This is a genomic window from Roseobacter sp. S87, assembly GCF_055693285.1.
Genome location: NZ_JBVFTR010000005.1, coordinates 101,483 through 117,903, shown reverse-complemented (window position 1 = coordinate 117,903; position 16,421 = coordinate 101,483). Strand labels below are relative to the sequence as shown.

The 16,421-nt window shown below is 61.5% G+C and carries 16 protein-coding genes and 4 pseudogenes; 17 read left to right on the top strand and 3 right to left on the bottom strand.

Annotated elements, in window-relative coordinates; genetic code table 11:
* The 15 genes and pseudogenes from ACZ1HA_RS21440 to ACZ1HA_RS21370 all read left to right on the top strand — a co-directional run.
* A partial coding sequence (locus ACZ1HA_RS21440; protein WP_472715437.1) for a P-loop NTPase family protein occupies positions 1-559 on the top strand: 559 nt, incomplete at its 5' end.
* Positions 559-1,302: a magnesium protoporphyrin IX methyltransferase gene (bchM, locus tag ACZ1HA_RS21435; RefSeq protein WP_472715436.1), complete on the top strand. Its 744-nt coding sequence runs from the start codon at positions 559-561 to the stop codon at positions 1,300-1,302. The genes ACZ1HA_RS21440 and bchM, both read left to right, overlap by 1 nt.
* Positions 1,299-2,728 (top strand): annotated as a pseudogene (locus tag ACZ1HA_RS21430) (PucC family protein). Before bchM ends, ACZ1HA_RS21430 begins: the two are co-directional and overlap by 4 nt.
* A gap of 22 nt (positions 2,729-2,750) precedes the next feature.
* Positions 2,751-3,518: a photosynthetic reaction center subunit H gene (puhA, locus tag ACZ1HA_RS21425; protein WP_472715435.1), complete on the top strand. Its 768-nt coding sequence runs from the start codon at positions 2,751-2,753 to the stop codon at positions 3,516-3,518.
* 109 nt (positions 3,519-3,627) lie between these two features.
* Positions 3,628-4,262: pseudogene (gene puhB, locus ACZ1HA_RS21420) on the top strand (photosynthetic complex putative assembly protein PuhB).
* Between the two features lie 4 nt (positions 4,263-4,266).
* Positions 4,267-4,734 carry a photosynthetic complex assembly protein PuhC gene (gene puhC, locus ACZ1HA_RS21415; RefSeq protein WP_472715434.1) on the top strand — a complete coding sequence of 156 codons (468 nt, stop codon included), beginning with the start codon at positions 4,267-4,269 and terminating at the stop codon, positions 4,732-4,734.
* Between the two features lie 19 nt (positions 4,735-4,753).
* Positions 4,754-5,049 (top strand): annotated as a pseudogene (locus tag ACZ1HA_RS21410) (hypothetical protein).
* Entirely contained in the window at positions 5,046-6,185 is a 1,140-nt protein-coding gene (gene acsF, locus ACZ1HA_RS21405) for a magnesium-protoporphyrin IX monomethyl ester (oxidative) cyclase (RefSeq protein WP_472715433.1), read from the top strand. The pseudogene ACZ1HA_RS21410 and the gene acsF overlap by 4 nt, the downstream one beginning before the upstream one ends.
* Positions 6,186-6,309: 124 nt before the next feature.
* A complete protein-coding gene (gene puhE, locus ACZ1HA_RS21400) occupies positions 6,310-7,146 on the top strand; it encodes a putative photosynthetic complex assembly protein PuhE (RefSeq protein ID WP_472715432.1) in 837 nt (278 codons plus the stop codon).
* On the top strand, positions 7,136-8,350 hold the full coding sequence (gene hemA, locus ACZ1HA_RS21395) for a 5-aminolevulinate synthase (RefSeq protein WP_472715431.1): 1,215 nt from the start codon (positions 7,136-7,138) through the stop codon (positions 8,348-8,350). The genes puhE and hemA overlap by 11 nt, the downstream gene beginning before the upstream one ends.
* Positions 8,351-8,499: 149 nt before the next feature.
* A complete protein-coding gene (locus ACZ1HA_RS21390; protein WP_375227350.1) occupies positions 8,500-8,862 on the top strand; it encodes a hypothetical protein in 363 nt (120 codons plus the stop codon).
* A 155-nt stretch (positions 8,863-9,017) separates the two neighbouring features.
* Positions 9,018-9,443 carry a c-type cytochrome gene (locus tag ACZ1HA_RS21385; RefSeq protein WP_375227349.1) on the top strand — a complete coding sequence of 142 codons (426 nt, stop codon included), beginning with the start codon at positions 9,018-9,020 and terminating at the stop codon, positions 9,441-9,443.
* Positions 9,444-9,518: 75 nt separating this feature from the next.
* Positions 9,519-9,956 carry a c-type cytochrome gene (locus ACZ1HA_RS21380; RefSeq protein ID WP_472715430.1) on the top strand — a complete coding sequence of 146 codons (438 nt, stop codon included), beginning with the start codon at positions 9,519-9,521 and terminating at the stop codon, positions 9,954-9,956.
* A gap of 85 nt (positions 9,957-10,041) precedes the next feature.
* Positions 10,042-10,506: a YHS domain-containing (seleno)protein gene (locus ACZ1HA_RS21375; RefSeq protein WP_472715429.1), complete on the top strand. Its 465-nt coding sequence runs from the start codon at positions 10,042-10,044 to the stop codon at positions 10,504-10,506.
* 357 nt (positions 10,507-10,863) lie between these two features.
* Positions 10,864-11,595, top strand: a complete 732-nt coding sequence (locus ACZ1HA_RS21370) for a VPLPA-CTERM sorting domain-containing protein (RefSeq protein WP_472715428.1) — start codon at positions 10,864-10,866, stop codon at positions 11,593-11,595.
* A 68-nt stretch (positions 11,596-11,663) separates the two neighbouring features.
* Here the strand turns inward: ACZ1HA_RS21370 and ACZ1HA_RS21365 are convergent, their stop codons facing one another.
* Positions 11,664-12,056, bottom strand: a complete 393-nt coding sequence (locus ACZ1HA_RS21365) for a hypothetical protein (RefSeq protein ID WP_472715427.1) — start codon at positions 12,054-12,056, stop codon at positions 11,664-11,666.
* Positions 12,056-12,733 (bottom strand): hypothetical protein, encoded by a 678-nt coding sequence (locus tag ACZ1HA_RS21360; protein ID WP_436399613.1) that lies wholly within the window; start codon positions 12,731-12,733, stop codon positions 12,056-12,058. The genes ACZ1HA_RS21365 and ACZ1HA_RS21360 overlap by 1 nt, the downstream gene beginning before the upstream one ends.
* A 517-nt stretch (positions 12,734-13,250) precedes the next feature.
* On the opposite strand from ACZ1HA_RS21360, the pseudogene ACZ1HA_RS21355 reads away from it, so the two are divergent.
* Both ACZ1HA_RS21355 and ACZ1HA_RS21350 read left to right on the top strand, forming a co-directional pair.
* Positions 13,251-14,554: pseudogene (locus ACZ1HA_RS21355) on the top strand (AAA family ATPase).
* Positions 14,551-15,612: a ParB/RepB/Spo0J family partition protein gene (locus tag ACZ1HA_RS21350; RefSeq protein ID WP_472715426.1), complete on the top strand. Its 1,062-nt coding sequence runs from the start codon at positions 14,551-14,553 to the stop codon at positions 15,610-15,612. The pseudogene ACZ1HA_RS21355 and the gene ACZ1HA_RS21350 overlap by 4 nt, the downstream one beginning before the upstream one ends.
* Here the strand turns inward: ACZ1HA_RS21350 and bchO are convergent.
* Positions 15,609-16,418, bottom strand: coding sequence for an alpha/beta fold hydrolase BchO (bchO, locus tag ACZ1HA_RS21345; protein ID WP_472715425.1), 810 nt, complete (start codon positions 16,416-16,418; stop codon positions 15,609-15,611). The two genes, ACZ1HA_RS21350 and bchO, sit on opposite strands and share 4 nt — an antisense overlap.
* Positions 16,419-16,421 lie beyond the last annotated feature (3 nt).

The following is a 16,421-nucleotide window of genomic DNA, read 5'->3' as shown; positions in this document are numbered from 1 at the left end:
GAAATGCGTCGAAGCCGGTGGGCCACCGGCCGGAACCGGGTGCGGCGGGTATGTGGTCGGCCAGACGGTAAAACTGCTGAAACAGCATCATCTGCTCGAAGACACCGATGTGGTGATTTTTGATGTGCTGGGGGATGTGGTCTGTGGCGGATTTGCCGCCCCTCTGCAGCATGCGGACAGGGCGCTGATCGTGACGGCCAACGATTTTGACAGCATTTACGCCATGAACCGGATCATTGCCGCGGTGCAGGCAAAATCGAACAATTACAAGGTCCGGCTGGCGGGTTGTGTGGCCAACCGCTCGCGCGAGACCGATGAGGTGGACCGCTACTGCGAAACGGTGGGGTTCAACCGGATTGCGCATATGCCTGATCTGGACGCAATCCGCCGGTCACGGCTGAAAAAGAAGACCCTTTTCGAGATGCCGGATGACGAGGAGATCGTACAGGTGCGCAAAGAATACGTGCGCCTGGCCGAGACACTCTGGAACGGAACAGAGCCGCTGGCCCCGGCCCCCTTGCCCGACCGTGAGATTTTTGAGCTGCTTGGATTTGACTGATGCGTGATGACGTGACCTTTGCAGATGCGGGACATATCCCGGCCCCGGGCGGAAAACCGGCGCCGGGATATGACGCGACACTGGAAAGGGTTGAAACCTATTTCGACCGGACGGCCACCCGCACATGGGAACGGCTGACGTCTGACGCGCCGGTCTCGAAGATCCGCCAGACGGTGCGCGAAGGACGCGACCGGATGCGTGCGCTGCTGCTGAGCCGTCTGCCGGCTGATCTGACCGGTGCGCGTGTGCTGGATGCCGGCTGCGGTGCGGGTCAGATGACGGCGGAGCTGGCAAGGCGTGGCGCCCATGTCCTGGCGGTGGATATCTCTCCGCAGCTGGTAGCGGTTGCCGAGCGACGGCTGCCGCAGGATCTGCGTTCCAGGGTCAGTTTCGCCTCGGGCGATATGCTGCGGCCGGCACTTGGCCGGTTCGATCATGTGATCGCAATGGACAGTCTGATCTACTACACCGCCGATGACATCGGGCGGGCCCTGGCCGCGCTTGAAAAACGCACGTCGCGGACCATTGCCTTTACCGTAGCACCCCGCACGCGGTTGCTGATGGCCATGTGGTACGCGGGCAAACTCTTTCCGCGCAGTGACCGCAGCCCGGTGATGATCCCGCATGCGCATCAGCCGCTGGCACAGGCTGCGCGCACCCAGGGCGTCAATGGCATGCTGCGGCCGGTCGAACGGATCACATCTGGTTTCTACATTTCTGAAGCGATGGAGCTGCGCGCATGAAGGCACGGCTGCAGAAGATGTCCCTCAAGGCGATGCCATTCGCCGATGCAGCCAGCGATGGGCTGCCGATGGACCAGCTGCTGCGGCTTTCGCTGTTTCAGGTCTCGGTCGGGATGGCCTCTGTCATGCTGCTGGGCACGCTGAACCGGGTGATGATTGTTGAATTGTCTGTGCCCGCGATGATCGTGGCGCTGATGATCGCTTTGCCTGTGCTCATTGCGCCCTTCCGCGCGCTGCTCGGGTTCCGGTCTGACACGCATCGCTCTGCCATTGGCTGGAAACGGGTGCCCTACATCTGGTTCGGCTCGCTCTGGCAGTTTGGCGGCCTCGCCGTCATGCCATTTGCCCTGCTGGTGCTGGGCGGTGATGTTGTGCACGAGATCCCCTTTGCGGGCGAGGTGCTGGCAGCGCTCGCCTTCCTGATGACCGGCCTGGGGCTGCATATGACGCAGACCGCCGGTCTCGCGCTGGCATCTGACCGGGCGGATGACAGAACACGGCCACGTGTGGTTGCCCTGCTTTATGTGATGTTTCTTGCCGGTATGGGCATCTCTGCTGTGATCATCGGGCTTTTGCTACGGGATTTCACCTCGCTCAAGCTTATCCGGGTGATCCAGGCCGCTGCCGTGGTGGGCATTGCCCTGAACCTGGTGGCTCTGTGGAAACAGGAACACGTCCGCCCGATGAGCAGGGCTGAACGCACAGCCCCCCGCCCGAAATTCTCAGACGCATGGTCTGATTTTATGAACGGTGGACAGGCCGGGCGCCTGCTGGTGTGCGTTTTCGTCGGAACAATGGCTTTCAACATGCAGGATGTGCTGCTGGAACCCTATGGTGGCGAAATTCTCGGGCTGTCGGTGTCCGCGACGACACTTCTGACCGCCCTCTGGGCTGTCGGGGCGCTTTGCGGTTTCGGGCTTGCCGGGGCACGGCTGGCGGGTGGCTCAAACTCGTTCCGCCTTGCCGGGGGCGGCATTCTGGCCGGGATCTGGGCCTTTTCACTGGTGATTTTTGCGGCTCCGATGGACTCTGATGTGCTGTTTTTTGCGGGCGCTGGCCTGATCGGCTTTGGCAGCGGGCTGTTTGCTGTCTCGACACTGACGGCGGCCATGGCCATGCCAGCCACCGGGAGCGCAGGGCGCGGTCTGGCGCTGGGGGCCTGGGGGCTGCCCAGGCGACGGCGGCCGGCGTGTCGATCGCCCTCGGAGGCGGTTTGCGCGACTGGATCGGCCATATCGCGACCAGCGGCGGCATGGGCGAAGCGCTCAACAGCCCCGTGACCGGATATTCATTTGTTTACCACGCCGAGATTGGCCTGCTTTTCGTCACTCTCGTTATCCTGGGACCGCTCGTGCGCCAAAGCGGTTCCCTTACCCCGACGGAGATCGGTCAACGCCCCATGGGCCTTGCCGACTTCCCAACATGACCCCGTTTCAGGAGGACAGAAAATGACTGGAACATTCTTTGGCGAAGTAGATCTGGCGAGCGTAACGCTCTGGCTTTTCTACATTTTCTTTGCGGCACTGATCATCTATATCCAGCGTGAAAACATGCGCGAAGGCTATCCGCTTGAGGATGACGAAGGCAATCCGTCATCCAACCCTGGCATGTGGCCGCTGCCTTCTGACAAAACATTCCGCCTGCCGCACGGCCGCGGCGAAGTCACTGTACCAAGCGGTCAGACACCGGAACGCGCCGATATTGCGCTGAAGCGGTCGACGCCGGTCAACGGCTACCCGCTGGAGCCCACAGGCGATCCGATGCTGGATGGTGTTGGCCCTGCATCCTGGGCCCCGCGCCGTGATGTGCCGGAACTCGATGGCCACGGTCACCCCAAAATCGTCCCGATGTCCGGTGCCGAAGGGTTCCGCGTTGCCGCAGGCCGCGATCCCCGCGGACTGCCGGTGATCGCAGGTGACGGTGAAATCGTCGGCAAGATCACCGACATGTGGATCGACGAGCCGGAACAGCTGGTGCGCTACCTGGAAATGGAACTGGACAGCAAGTGGGGCTCAGGCACACGGCTGATGCCGCTGACCTTCGCGCGCATCTGGTCCGACCGCGTCAATGTGCATGCGCTGCATGGCAAACACTTCGCGACGATCCCCGCAATCGCCAGCCCGCGCCAGGTCACCCTGCTCGAGGAGGATAAAATCTCGGGATACTACGGTGGCGGCAAACTCTATGCGGGTAACCGCGCAGATCCGAAGATCTGACGCATGATGTCTGCCGCACCATACCACCGGACAGAACCGGGTCCCGCTGGGTCCGGCACCGGTGGCCGGGTGCGCCCGCCACAGTGCACAGCCAGAGGAGATACTCGCCATGTCTCATGACGACTTTGAAATCGAGCCCGTTGAGGGGCTCCCGGAAAAACCGCCCGCCGGAGAGGAAATCCTCTGGCAGGGGCGTCCCGCGTGGTGGCCGCTGGCCAAAGAAGCGCTCGCCGTGCGCTGGGTTGCCGGGTATTTCGGTGTTCTCGCACTCTGGCGGTTTGTCTCCGTCATGGATCTGCTGCCCCTTGGGCGTGCCATCGGCGCGACGGTTCCCTACCTGATGCTGGGCGCGGTGGTCTGCGGCCTGCTGACACTGGTTGCTGTCGCTCAGGCGCGGGCGACCGTCTACACCGTGACCGGTGCACGGGTGGTCATGCGGATCGGGGCCGCACTGACCCTCACGCTCAACCTGCCCTACAAGCAGGTGGGCAACGCGATGCTTGACCTGCGCCCGGACGGAACAGGGACCATCGCGCTGGACACACTGGGCGAAACCCGGCTGAGCTACCTGACCTGCTGGCCGCATGTCCGCCCTCGCACATCCGCCGCGCGCAGCCTGCGCTCCGCTGCATCCCGGAGGCCGGGAAAGTAGCACGCCTGCTGGCAGAAGCCGCAGAGGCCCGGATTTCCGTGCCCGTCGTTGAACGCGGCACTGCCGCACCCGAAACCGTGGCGGCGGAGTAGGCTCATGCGCACAGAAACACAGCCCCGCATTCATGCAAAATCCGAAGAGATTGTGCCCCTGATCCTGGTCCGGGTGATGTTCGGTCTCGTCGGACTGATCCTTGTGATCGTGAGTATCGCCAGTTTCTCGGGCCGTGAGCCGGCCAGCCAGCCGCCTGCCGGTCAGGTCATTGCCGAGCGCGCCGTCTTTCTGTCAGGCGACGCCTCGGGAGCCGCGCGCGTGCTGGATCAGCATGGCACCGTTCTGGCCAGCTTTCCTGCGGATAAAGGTGGATTTGTTGCCGGTATTGAACGTGTGATTGCCCGCGAGCGGGCCAAATCCGGCACCGATCCGAACGCCCCCGTGCTGCTGCAGCTGCGCGAGGGCAACCGCCTCTCCCTGAACGACCCCGTCACCGGATGGTCCGCCGAGCTTATGGGCTTTGGCGCATCCAACACCCGCACCTTCGCCAGGCTGCTGGGCCAACCCTGAACCATTGGAGGAAGCCACCATGGGACTACTGACAAAGGAAATTGAACGTGCCCCCTGCACGGTCGAGATCAGCCATAAATTCGAAAGCCTGCACGCGCATGTGCGGTTCAACAACGGCGCCGTGATCTATCCCGGCGACGAGGTCCAGTACATGGACCTGAGATCATGGCCCCCTTCGGTGAGATCGTCACCGAGGACCGCGAGGCCACGATCATCCGCGCAAGCCGTCTGGAGCAGCTCTGGACCCGCCTGACGGGCGATTTTGAGGTCATGGAACTGTGCGAGTTTTCCTTCTCAGAGGAGGTCACGCTGTGAACATTCAGAACCAGAACCCCGGACAGTACGAGGGCAAGCACACCGCCGACGCCACCACGGTCGAGGAAGGCCTCGCCATTCAGGAAGAACAGGCGAAATACGATGACGATTTCGCCACTGAAACGGCCATGGCAAACACCCTGCTGACGCCGCGGTTCTATACCACTGACTTTGATGAGCTTGATGCCATCGACGTGACGCCGGTGCGCGATGACTGGGACAGTCTGATCGCGCAGATGGTTGCGGATCCGAACAAGGGCCACTTCAAAAAGAACGAAGACTGGGACCATGTGGACTGGGACGGCATGGAGCCGCAGCTGAAAAAGGAATTCATCGACTTCCTGATCTCAAGCTGCACCGCCGAGTTCTCAGGCTGTGTGCTCTACAAAGAGATGAAACGCCGCGGCAACAACGATGACATCACCCAGCTCTTTCAGCTGATGGCGCGGGACGAGGCCCGGCACGCGGGTTTCATCAATGACGCGCTGCGCGAAGCCGGTCTGCGCGTGAACCTCGGGTTTCTCACGCAGAAGAAGAAATACACCTATTTCCGGCCCAAATTTATCTACTACGCCACCTATCTGTCGGAAAAGATCGGTTACGCACGTTACATCACGATCTTCCGTCATCTGGAGGCCAACCCGCAGCATCGGTTCCATCCGATCTTCAAATGGTTCTGCGAGTGGTGCAACGACGAGTTCAGCCATGGCGAGGCCTTTGCGCTGCTGATGAAAACAGACCCGAAGCTGACCAGCGGACACAACGTGCTGTGGATCAAGTTTTTCCTCACAGCTGTCTATGCGACGATGTATGTGCGCGACCACCAGCGCCCGGCCTTCCACGCGGCCCTGGGTGTGGATCCCGACTGGTACGCGCATGAAGTGTTCACCAAGACCAGCAAGCTCAGCGAACAGATTTTCCCGATCACGCTGGACATTGATCATCCACGCTGGCAGCGGCAGCTGGAAAAACTCCAGAAAGCGAACGTTGATCTGGCGGAGGCCACGCAGAACGGACAGGTCCTGCGCAAGATCGGTGCACAGGCCCGGGCGGCAGCGGCCTTTGTGGCGCTGATCACGATCCCTGCGAAAAAACACCAGGTGCCTGCGCAGACCAGAATGGAGCCGGTCTATTGAACCCTAGCCTGCACATATCGTCTGTGCAGACAGGCAGGCCCGGGCGCACGGGCCATGCGAGGCCGTGCGCGCCCGGGGCTTTCGGTTGCGCGCAACCGCAAGCCGGCGTCGGGAGGCACCCGTCGTGACCCTCTGGACCCCTGCCCTTTTTGCCCTCTTTGCCTGGTGGTTCTCCACCGGTGCAATCCTGTGGGTGGTCCGTTCGGCGGACAGGCAGGGGGAACACGCGCGGCGGCGCGCGGTCTGGTTTGGCCTGCCCTTTCTGGCCGCCGGAGCGGCAGGGTTCTGGGTGACGCTCTGGACGAACGACACGCTCAGCATCTATGTCGCTTTTGTGTCGGCCCTGGCAATCTGGGGGTGGATCGAACTGGCTTTCCTGACGGGCGTAATCACCGGACCCAACACCAGCCCGCTGCCCGAAGGCGTCCCCGAGTGGGAGCGTTTCATCCGCGCCTGGGGCACGCTGGCCTATCACGAGATGCTGCTGGCAGCCACTCTGGTCGCGATGTTCCTGGTAGGATGGGACCACGTGAACCCCTTCGGGCTCTGGACATTCGCGGTGCTGTTCTTTGCGCGCATTTCAGCCAAGCTCAACCTCTTTCTGGGCGTGCCCAAGATCAACGTTGATTTTCTGCCGGGTGCGCTGTCTCACCTGCCCAGCCATTTCCGGCACCGCGCGATGAACTGGCTCTTCCCGGTCTCTGTCAGCGCGCTGACTTTTGCCGCCGCCTGCTGGCTGGAACGCATTGCCGCGACAACAGCACCGGGCGCTGCTGCAGGATTTACTTTACTGACCGCCATTACAGCTCTCGCTCTCTTTGAGCACTGGATGATGGTCCTGCCCATTCCGGACGAAAAACTCTGGCGCTGGATGATCCCGGCGGCTGCTCCGGCGGGCACAGCAAAACCACAGGACACACTACCCACAGGGAAAACAGAAGGGGGACATCATGGACTTTGATGCACTGTTCCAAACGCAACTGGACGCACTGAAGGAAGACGGCAACTACCGCATTTTTGCCGAACTGGAGCGCAAAGCGGGCGCCTTTCCGAAAGCGCGCTGCCATGACGAGGAGGCACCGGATCAGGTGACCGTCTGGTGTTCCAACGACTACCTCGGGATGGGCCAGCATCCGGATGTGATCGGCGCCATGAAAGACACCATTGATGCCTGTGGCGCAGGTGCCGGCGGCACCCGCAATATCTCGGGCACAAACCACAACCACAAACTGCTTGAGGCGGAACTCGCAGACCTGCACGGCAAGGAAAGCGCGCTGCTCTTTACCTCGGGCTATGTGTCCAACTGGGCAGCCCTCAGCACCCTTGGCAGCCGCATCCCTGACGCTGTCATCCTGTCGGACGAGCTGAACCACGCTTCCATGATCGAGGGTATCCGCCATTCCCGCGCCAACAAGGTGCTGTGGAAACACAATGACCCCGAAGACCTGGACCGCAAACTCTCAGCCCTGCCCGCGAATGCCCCCAAAATCGTGGCCTTTGAGAGTGTCTATTCCATGGACGGCGACATCTGCCCGATGCAGGAGATCGTCGAAGTCGCTGAAAAGCACGGCGCACTGACCTATCTCGACGAGGTGCATGCCGTTGGCCTTTATGGCCCCCGTGGCGGCGGTGTCAGCGAGCGCGAGGGCCTAGCAGACCGCATCACTCTGATCGAGGGCACCCTGGGCAAAGCCTACGGTGTCATGGGCGGCTATATCACGGGCTCTGAAGCGCTCTGTGACTTCATCCGGTCCTTCGCCTCCGGGTTTATCTTTACGACCGCCCTGCCCCCGGCTGTGGCGGCTGCAGCGCAAACGTCGATCCGGCACCTCAAAGCCTCCTCAACAGAGCGGAAGCTGCAGCGCGAACGCGTAGCCTATCTGCGCAAACGCCTGGACCAGGAAGGCATCCCGCATCTGGACAACCCCAGCCACATCATCCCGGTGATGATCAAGGATCCGGTCAAATGCCGGATGATCGCGGATTATCTGATGCAGCAGTACGGTATCTACGTGCAGCCCATCAACTATCCCACGGTCCCCAAGGGCACCGAGCGGCTGCGCTTTACGCCATCGCCGATGCACAGCATCGACGACATCGAACACCTGGTTCTGGCACTGAAGGAACTGTGGAAACAATGCGCGATCAGCCACGCAGTCGCCTGACGACCAGCCACAAAGGCGGGCCGGACGCATGGCGTCCGGCCCGCCTCCCCACAAATCCGCTGAAAAATTTATTGACCTGACGCCCCGACTGCGCAGACTTCTGCCTGGGCGCCAGCCTGTATTTTAACACAAAGACAAAAGGGATTTTTATGCGGTCCATCATTTCATTTACGCTCATTGCTCTTGTAGCGGCTTGCAACACCACCACTGACCCGGCTCCCGGGGAGACCCCTGCTGCAACCGCAGCGGACCCGCTGATCGGAAAAACGCTGACCGGGCCGCAGGCAACATTCATCTTTAATGCTGACGGGACTGTTGGCGGCTCTTTCCGCGACAATCCGATCGTGGGCGTCTATACCGCCTCCGCAACGGAGGTCTGCAGCACCTACTCGGCACCCGCGAACTTTGCAGACCTCGGCGAAATCTGCAGTAAACCGGCGATCAGCGGCGATCAGGTTGTCTTTAACCGCCGTGACGGTTCGACTTCCCCGGCCTACACTATCGGCGGATAAGAAACGACACCTGCGCGCCGGGCGGTTCATCGAATGCCCGGACAGGGCCTGCCGGTCTGGCGCGCGGGGCCCGGCTGCAGATCTTCTCACAATTGTGACTGTTGACTCTCGCAAGTATCTCCTACGTTGTACGGCAACCAACGAAGGAGATACCGATGACACGCACTTTTGCAGCACTGATCGCGCTCAGCTTCGCAGCTCCCGCTTTTGCCGACGGCCACGGCGGCGATGCAGCAGCAGGCGAGAAAGAGTTCAACAAATGCAAATCCTGCCACATGATCGAATCCGACGCAGGCGAAACGATCGTGAAGGGCGGCAAAACAGGTCCGAACCTTTACGGTGTGATCGGCCGCACAGCGGGCACTGCGGATTTCAAATATGGCAAAGACCTCGTAGCAGCTGGCGAAGCTGGCCTCGTCTGGGACGAAGCGAACCTGGCGGAATACACCGCAGACCCACGGGCATTCCTGCGTGAATACCTGGGCGACAGCAAAGCCAAGTCCCGTATGGCGTTCAAACTGAAAAAGGGTGGCGCAGACGTCGCGGCCTATCTGGCGTCAGTCGGTGGCGGCGAAAGCTGATCTGCTGACATTATGGACGATGGCCGCTGCCCTCCTGGGGCGGCGGCTTTTTTATTATGGAAATACAGGCTTTTCATGAAACGGACATTCCTTCTCCTTCTGGTGGCACTTGCTGCGGGCACTGCCGCGCTGGCGCATCAGGGCGTCACAAATCCCGCGGTCATAGCCCGCATGCACGGTATGAGCGACATCGCAGGCCATATGAAGACACTGGGCACCATGGCAAAGGGCGAAACACCGTTTGACGCGGATGCTGCGCGTGCCGCCGCCGCAGGCATCTCCGACTATGCCGCCGAGATCCCTGCACTGTTCCGCGCGCCTGAGACGGACGCAAAATCTGAAGCACTGCCTGTGATATGGGATCGTTTTGATGACTTCGCCCGGCTGTCCACGGAGCTGGCGACAGTGGCAGACGGGCTGTCCCGGTCCATTTCCGGGCCGGATGACCTGCAACCGGCCCTGCGCGCTCTGGGCGGCAGCTGCCGGGACTGTCACCGCACCTACCGGCAGTGACACCTGCTCACAACGGTGTGTGACGGGTTGCACCGGCCCCATGGCGCCCCATCTCTTCAGCAACCAGACCAAAAGGAGAGACCCGATGCCGCTGACACGCCGCGCCTTTCTGATCACATCGGCCGCCATTCCGGCCGTGGCTGCCACAGCAACACTGGTGCGCGCCGCGACGCCTCCGGTCTACATGGACCGCAACGGCACCGCGATCGATGGCTCTGATGCAGTGGCCTATTTCACCGAAGGCAAACCGGTCCGGGGCAATGCCGCCTTCACCCATGACTGGAACGGGGCCACCTGGCGCTTTGCCTCTGCCGCCAACCGAGACGCCTTTGCTGCAGACCCACAGGCCTACGCCCCGCAATACGGCGGTTACTGCGCGTGGGCCGTCAGCGAAGGCTACACCGCCTCCACAGTGCCCGAGGCGTGGAAAATCGTCGACGGACGGTTGTTTCTGAATTATTCGCGCCGGTTCCAGCGCAAATGGGAACGGGATCAGGACGCACGAATCCGGGCGGGTGATGCAAACTGGCCCTCGGTGCTGAACGGCTGACCAGAACAGTCGCTCCGGGGCACGCCTGACGGACCGCTCCCGGCTGTCCGCAGGGTCTTCGAACCCTCACCGATTGTTCCCCGGGTCTGGCCTCTCGCCACAAGAGAAAATTTGTTGCCATATCCGAAACAATCAGCGGGTTTTCCCTGGCATTATGGCCAGATTGCAGAAATCTGACACAATTAGCGCAAATTGTTTGAAAAATTTTGCCGTCATTGCGATTATGCGGCATCGGACGGGGGAACTCCGGATGCTGCGAGGGATATGTGCAGCGATGGACCGGCCGAATAGTTTAACAAACTGCTGCGGGAACTCACCCTGAACGGGACCCGCAACGTTACGAGGGGTGAAGTAACAATGAAGACTTTAACGATCGCGGCGGCCGTCACCGCCATGAGCGTGTCTGCGGCCGTGGCTGCAACCACCACAATCGATTTCACAGACCCGGCGTCCCACTACTGGACGTGGGGCGAGACGTTTGAATCCGACGACGGAAGCGTTTCTGTTGATGTAACTGCACATACCTACGACAGCGACACCAAGGAAATCGGCTCCCGTGTCTGGCTGGGTCAGTGGCAGGATTACGGTCTGGGGACCTGCAGTTCTGCATACCGCTGGCGGTGTACAGACGATCACCGCGTTGATGGCTATATCAACAACGACCTGATCAAACTGAGCTTCGGCCAAGACGTGACATTGACCGAAATCGAGTTCGGCTCTTACAGTCCGGCAACTGTCAAAACAGATGAAATCGTGGGCACAGAGCGCCGCTGCCGCTGGCGCCGGGGCAAGTTGCGCTGCTATAGCCGCGACGTTTACGGCACTGAAACGCTCTACGACAACTTCGACCTCTTTGCGGGCGACCCGCTGGAGTTCCTGTTTGTTGACGATGTTGCGGGCAGTGTTGATCTGGGCTCAGGCGCAGCAACTGCTTCGATGTTCGGCATTGGGGCACCGGCATGGGACGACTCTTTCAAAATCCGCTCGGTCACTGTTGAGGTGAACCCGGTACCGCTGCCGGCATCCGGCCTGATGCTGCTGGCCGCCGTTGGTGGTCTCGCGGCACGCCGGGCCCGCAAAAGGGCCTGATAGCTCATAATATCAATGCAAAGGGCGGCTCTGACGAGCTGCCCTTTTTTCATTATTCCGCCGGGTCTTCAGAGCGTGCAGAACAAAGCCGAACGCATGTGAACCAGGGCCGCCAGCCAACTCGTCAGCACGGCGGCTATCGGCACCAGAGCGCCCCCCACCGCCTCCAGCCGCGGTCGTGCCAGGATCAGCAGTATCGCAAGAACAACCGATCCGATCAGGAAAAGCCCTGCATTCACGGCCATGCCGCCGATGCCCAGCATGCAGGCGGGCCTGCCGGTCTGATCCACTGCCGTGAGGGCAAGCGCGGCCCCTGCCCCGGCCAGCTGAGCAAGAGCAATGCCGCCAGGCAGCCGCGCCGCACGCGGACGGTGCCGCATCGCTGACACGAGCCAGGCGGCCATCCAGGCCAGTGCTACCGCCCAGACCAGAGGCGGCATCGTCAGAACAAGAAAAGTCATCAGGTCACAATCCTGAGTTCGGAAACGTCGCTGTCCACATCCCGGCACGCCGTGAGCAGGCGCCGTTCGAGGTGTGTCTGCACATAGGCCGCATGAAAACGCGAGGGAGCCCGCAGCGTCAACCGGCCCCCTGCCCGCTCAACCCGTTCCAGCGCGGCAATCCACGAGGCATAAGTGCCCGCGTCCTCTGCGTGCAGGACCGCCCGGGCCAGCGCCCATTCCGTGCCTCCGGATACGTCGGGCGCAGGTACGTCCCCACGCACGGGTAAGGGCACCACAGCGGGCGTGTCCTGATGCCCCATGCGCAGTTCGAAATCAGGACCTACCGCAGCCCAGGTCGCTTCTGTATCAGCAAGAATACGATCAATCCCGAGACTGTATTCCGTGACTCTGCCCCGCGCGCCCTGGCGGCGCACACAGAGCCACCCCCGCGCCCGCAACAGGGACATCTCACGTTTGACGGTGCGTTCATCCACCGACCACAGTCGCGCAATCTCGCGCTGCCCGACAGCCAGTTCGTCGCGGGCCCAGTTGTATCTCGCGGTGATCAGGGTCATCAGCCTCAGCACACGTCTCTGATCATGCTTTCCCTGCGACAGGGCCAGTGCCCCCATCGCAGTCAGCAGATCATACTTGCGTGCAGATGCCCCACGACCCACAGGTCTCTGGGAAAGCATATCCTGCCCTCAATTTCAGTGATGCATCGGCCGGTGAGCGGTCCGTGCTGCCTCGGGAACCGGGCTGGTTGTCCAGCCTCTGTGCCAGATCATGCCAGATCTCGCCGTTTTTCGCAAACAATGTCTGATTTGCGTCCGAAGCGCCGATTCTGTCAAGGCTTTGTGTGGAATTGCCGGATACCTGGACCTCATGAAAAAGAAAAATCTGGTTTATATGGTATTGGGTGACACTCATGATGTCCCCTATTTGATTGCTTTTGTCCCCCAATCTGCAGTGTGCTTGTGAAACCTGTCCCCCTAAATCCAGGCAATTGCCCTGGCAATTCATGGGCAGTTCATTTTGCGGAACAGAATCACCGGAACACCTGTTCCCCGGGGAACAGGTGTTTCGGGTGATGTCGGCTACATCCGCCGTTTTACGATATTCCCTTTTGCCTTTTTCGCCAAATCCGCGTAAATCTGGAAAAAACAAGAATTAGCGTCCCCGCGGGGACAACAGACAGCAGACAGGCCGCGCATGTTCACGCACAAAGATCTCGCACAGCTGCAGGCACAATCTCTCCGGATGCAGGGATTTATCCGCCAGCAGACCTACAGCCCACAGAACGAAAAGACGCTGCGCCGGTTCTCAAGCTGGGAAGTGGCCGAGCTGATTTTCCGGGTGAACCAGTCAACGATGCGCGGACGGCTGGCGGCGGACCCTACCCTGCCCCAGGGCACGGTCGAGGCCGACGGACGCCAGCACTGGTACAGCCTCGAAGAGATCAACGAGATGCGCAGGCGGCTGAAAGTGAACCGCAAATCGCTGATGCCCTACCGGCCAGCGGGCAAGCGCGCGATGCGGGCGGCCATCGCCAACTTCAAGGGCGGTGCGGGTAAATCCACCGTGGCGCTGCATTTCGCCCATGCCGCGGCCCTTGATGGCTACCGGTTGCTCTGTGTGGACTTTGACCCGCAGGCGACGCTCAGCCACTCCATGGGGCTCAGCGACGTGGCGGAGGAGTACACCGTCTGGGGCATTATGGCCCGCGATCTGGCCGCCGAGACGGAGCGCATGAACCGCAGCGCCCAGGGCGCCGAGAGCGGCACCGCCCTGCCCCAGCGGCGACTGCCATCCAGCATCGCGGATATGGGTCTGGGCGATCTGCGGACCACCGATTTTATCAAGCCAACCAACTGGCCGACGATTGACATCGTGCCCTCCTGCGCCAATGCGGCCTTCGTGGAATTCGCCAGTGCACAGTACCGGCACCTCAACCCCGAATGGTCGTTCTTTGCCGCTGTGTCGCGCTTTCTCGATCAGCTGCCGGCGGACGCTTATGACCTCGTGTTGTTCGACTGCCCGCCCGCGATTGGCTATCAGTCGATGAACGCGGTTTTTGCAGCCGACATGCTCTACATCCCCTCTGGACCCGGTTACTGGGAATACGATTCCACCACGTCATTCATCGGTCAGCTGGCCGAGGCGCTGGAGGATCTGAGCCGGTTTTCCGGACTTGTCCCCGCGGGGACAATGAACCTGCCCAAAACCTTTCTGGATCTGCGCTTCCTGCTCACACGCTTTGAGCCCAACAACGATCTGCACCGCGCGATGCAGCAGGCCTTTGTCAAAGTCTGGGGTGATAGGGTTGCAGAACACCCGATCGAAATGACGCGTGCCGTCGAGCAGTCGGGGCGTTTTCTGTCCTCGATCTACGAGATCGATTATCGCGATATGACCCGCGAAACCTGGCGGCGTGCCCGCGCCTCTTTGACCAGGCCTATGCGGAGTTCCGAACCCACCTTTGTACGGCCTGGGATCAGCTGGAGGATGAGCAATGAGCAAGCGGCGTGTCTTTGACATCGACTTTGACGAGGCGTCTGTCCCCGCGGGGACAGAGGATGAAGCCCCTGCCCGGCGCGGCCCGATGGCGGCGGCAATCTCAGAGAACGCAGAGGCGCTCAGCGCCCGCCAGTCCGCCGAAGCTGACATCCGGGCCGAGAACGACCGGCTGGCACATGAATACGTGGCGCTCAAAAAGAATGGTCAGATCCTGGGCAGGATCGATCCCGCGCAGATCAGTGCCTCCAAACTGGTGCGCGACCGCGCCGCCGGGCGCGATCCGGAACTGGATGAGCTCAAAGCGTCGATCCGCGCGGTTGGTTTGTCCAATCCGATCCATGTTGAGGAGGTCGGAGACGGCTACGAACTGATCCAGGGCTTCCGGCGGCTGAGCGCCTGGCGTGAACTGCATGCTGAAACCGGAGATGCCAGATATGCCACCATCCCCGCGACGCTTCAGGCGCGCGGTGCGCAGCTGGATCACCTGTACCGGCGGATGGTCGACGAAAACCTGGTGCGCCGCGATATTTCCTTTGCCGAGATGGCGCAGCTGGCCATGTCCTATGCCGAACGTGGTGGTCATACGGTAACCGATGCGATTGAGACGCTTTATGCCTCTGCGGGTCGTCAGAAGCGGAACTATATCGGTCATTTCGTGCGCCTTCTGGCGGCACTTGGTGACGCGCTGAAGTTTCCTGAAAGCATTCCCCGGGCGACAGGTCTTAGCCTTGTTAAGCTGCTGGAGGCGAATCCGCGGTTCGCAGGCCAGGTCCGTGCGGTGCTGGACAGCCAGCCTGACCGGGATGCACCCACCGAGGTGAGCCTGTTGCGTGGTGCCGTGGCCGGGGCCGCAAAGGCGCAGCCGAAGCCTGGCAAAGCCGTCGCGCCGCGTTCATCCGCGCGTACGACGATCCGGCTCAACCGGCCCGAAGGTGTTGCAAAGTGCACGGCGTCGGCAGGTAAGTTCGAGGTGCTGCTGGATCATGATTTCGGCACCGTTGACCCGCGCCGCCTGGAGCTTGCCGCGCGGGCATTACTCGACAGCCTCAAAGACTAGTTCTCCAGAAAATCCAGGATTTGGCGGGAGATCCGTTCCGGGTCTTCCTCATGCGCCAGGTGGCCCACGTCCTTCAGCAGGACAAAGGCCGCGTCTGGGATCTGCTGTGCGGCCTTCTGTGACACATCAGGAGGCACTGTTTTGTCCCGTTCACCGGCGATCAGCAAGGTGCGTGCAGTGAGGTCTGGCAGGCTTTTCAGCAAGCTGTCCAGCTCCCATTGCGCCATCATCAGCAGCGTGGCGTCTGCATGGTCGCGGTCAGCCACCAGCCGCCGGTACAGATCAAGCCCGTAAGAGTCTAACTCAGAGCCTGTACCGCGGATCAGAGCGGTGACCCGCGCAGGAGTGCCGGACGTGGCCGAGAACACGCGCGCCGTAAAGGGAACCGCTGCAAGCAGCTTTGCGAGCACCGGAAACAAGACCCCGGCAAGCCCCTGAAACGTGTCCAGAGCGGCATTGATACCGATGATGGCCGGTGGGTGTCCCTGCGGGGACAGCAGGCTGCCGGACAGGCGCAGGGCCAGTGCACCGCCGGCGGAATGACCGATGATGGCCTCTGGCTGCCAGCCCTCGTGCGTACAGAGCGCCAACACATCCTCTGCCATCGTGTCGAGCCCGCAGCGATGCCTCGCACCCAGCTGCGTAAACCCCTGGCCTGGCAGATCGATGGCGACCACGTGAAAGGACGCGGCAAGGATCGGGATCAGTGCGCGGAAGGAATGTGTGCTGCCACCGGCGCCATGCAGCAGCAGGATCAGCGGGCCGGTGCCGGTCTCCTGGACGTGCCAGCGGTGCGGCCGCGACATCAC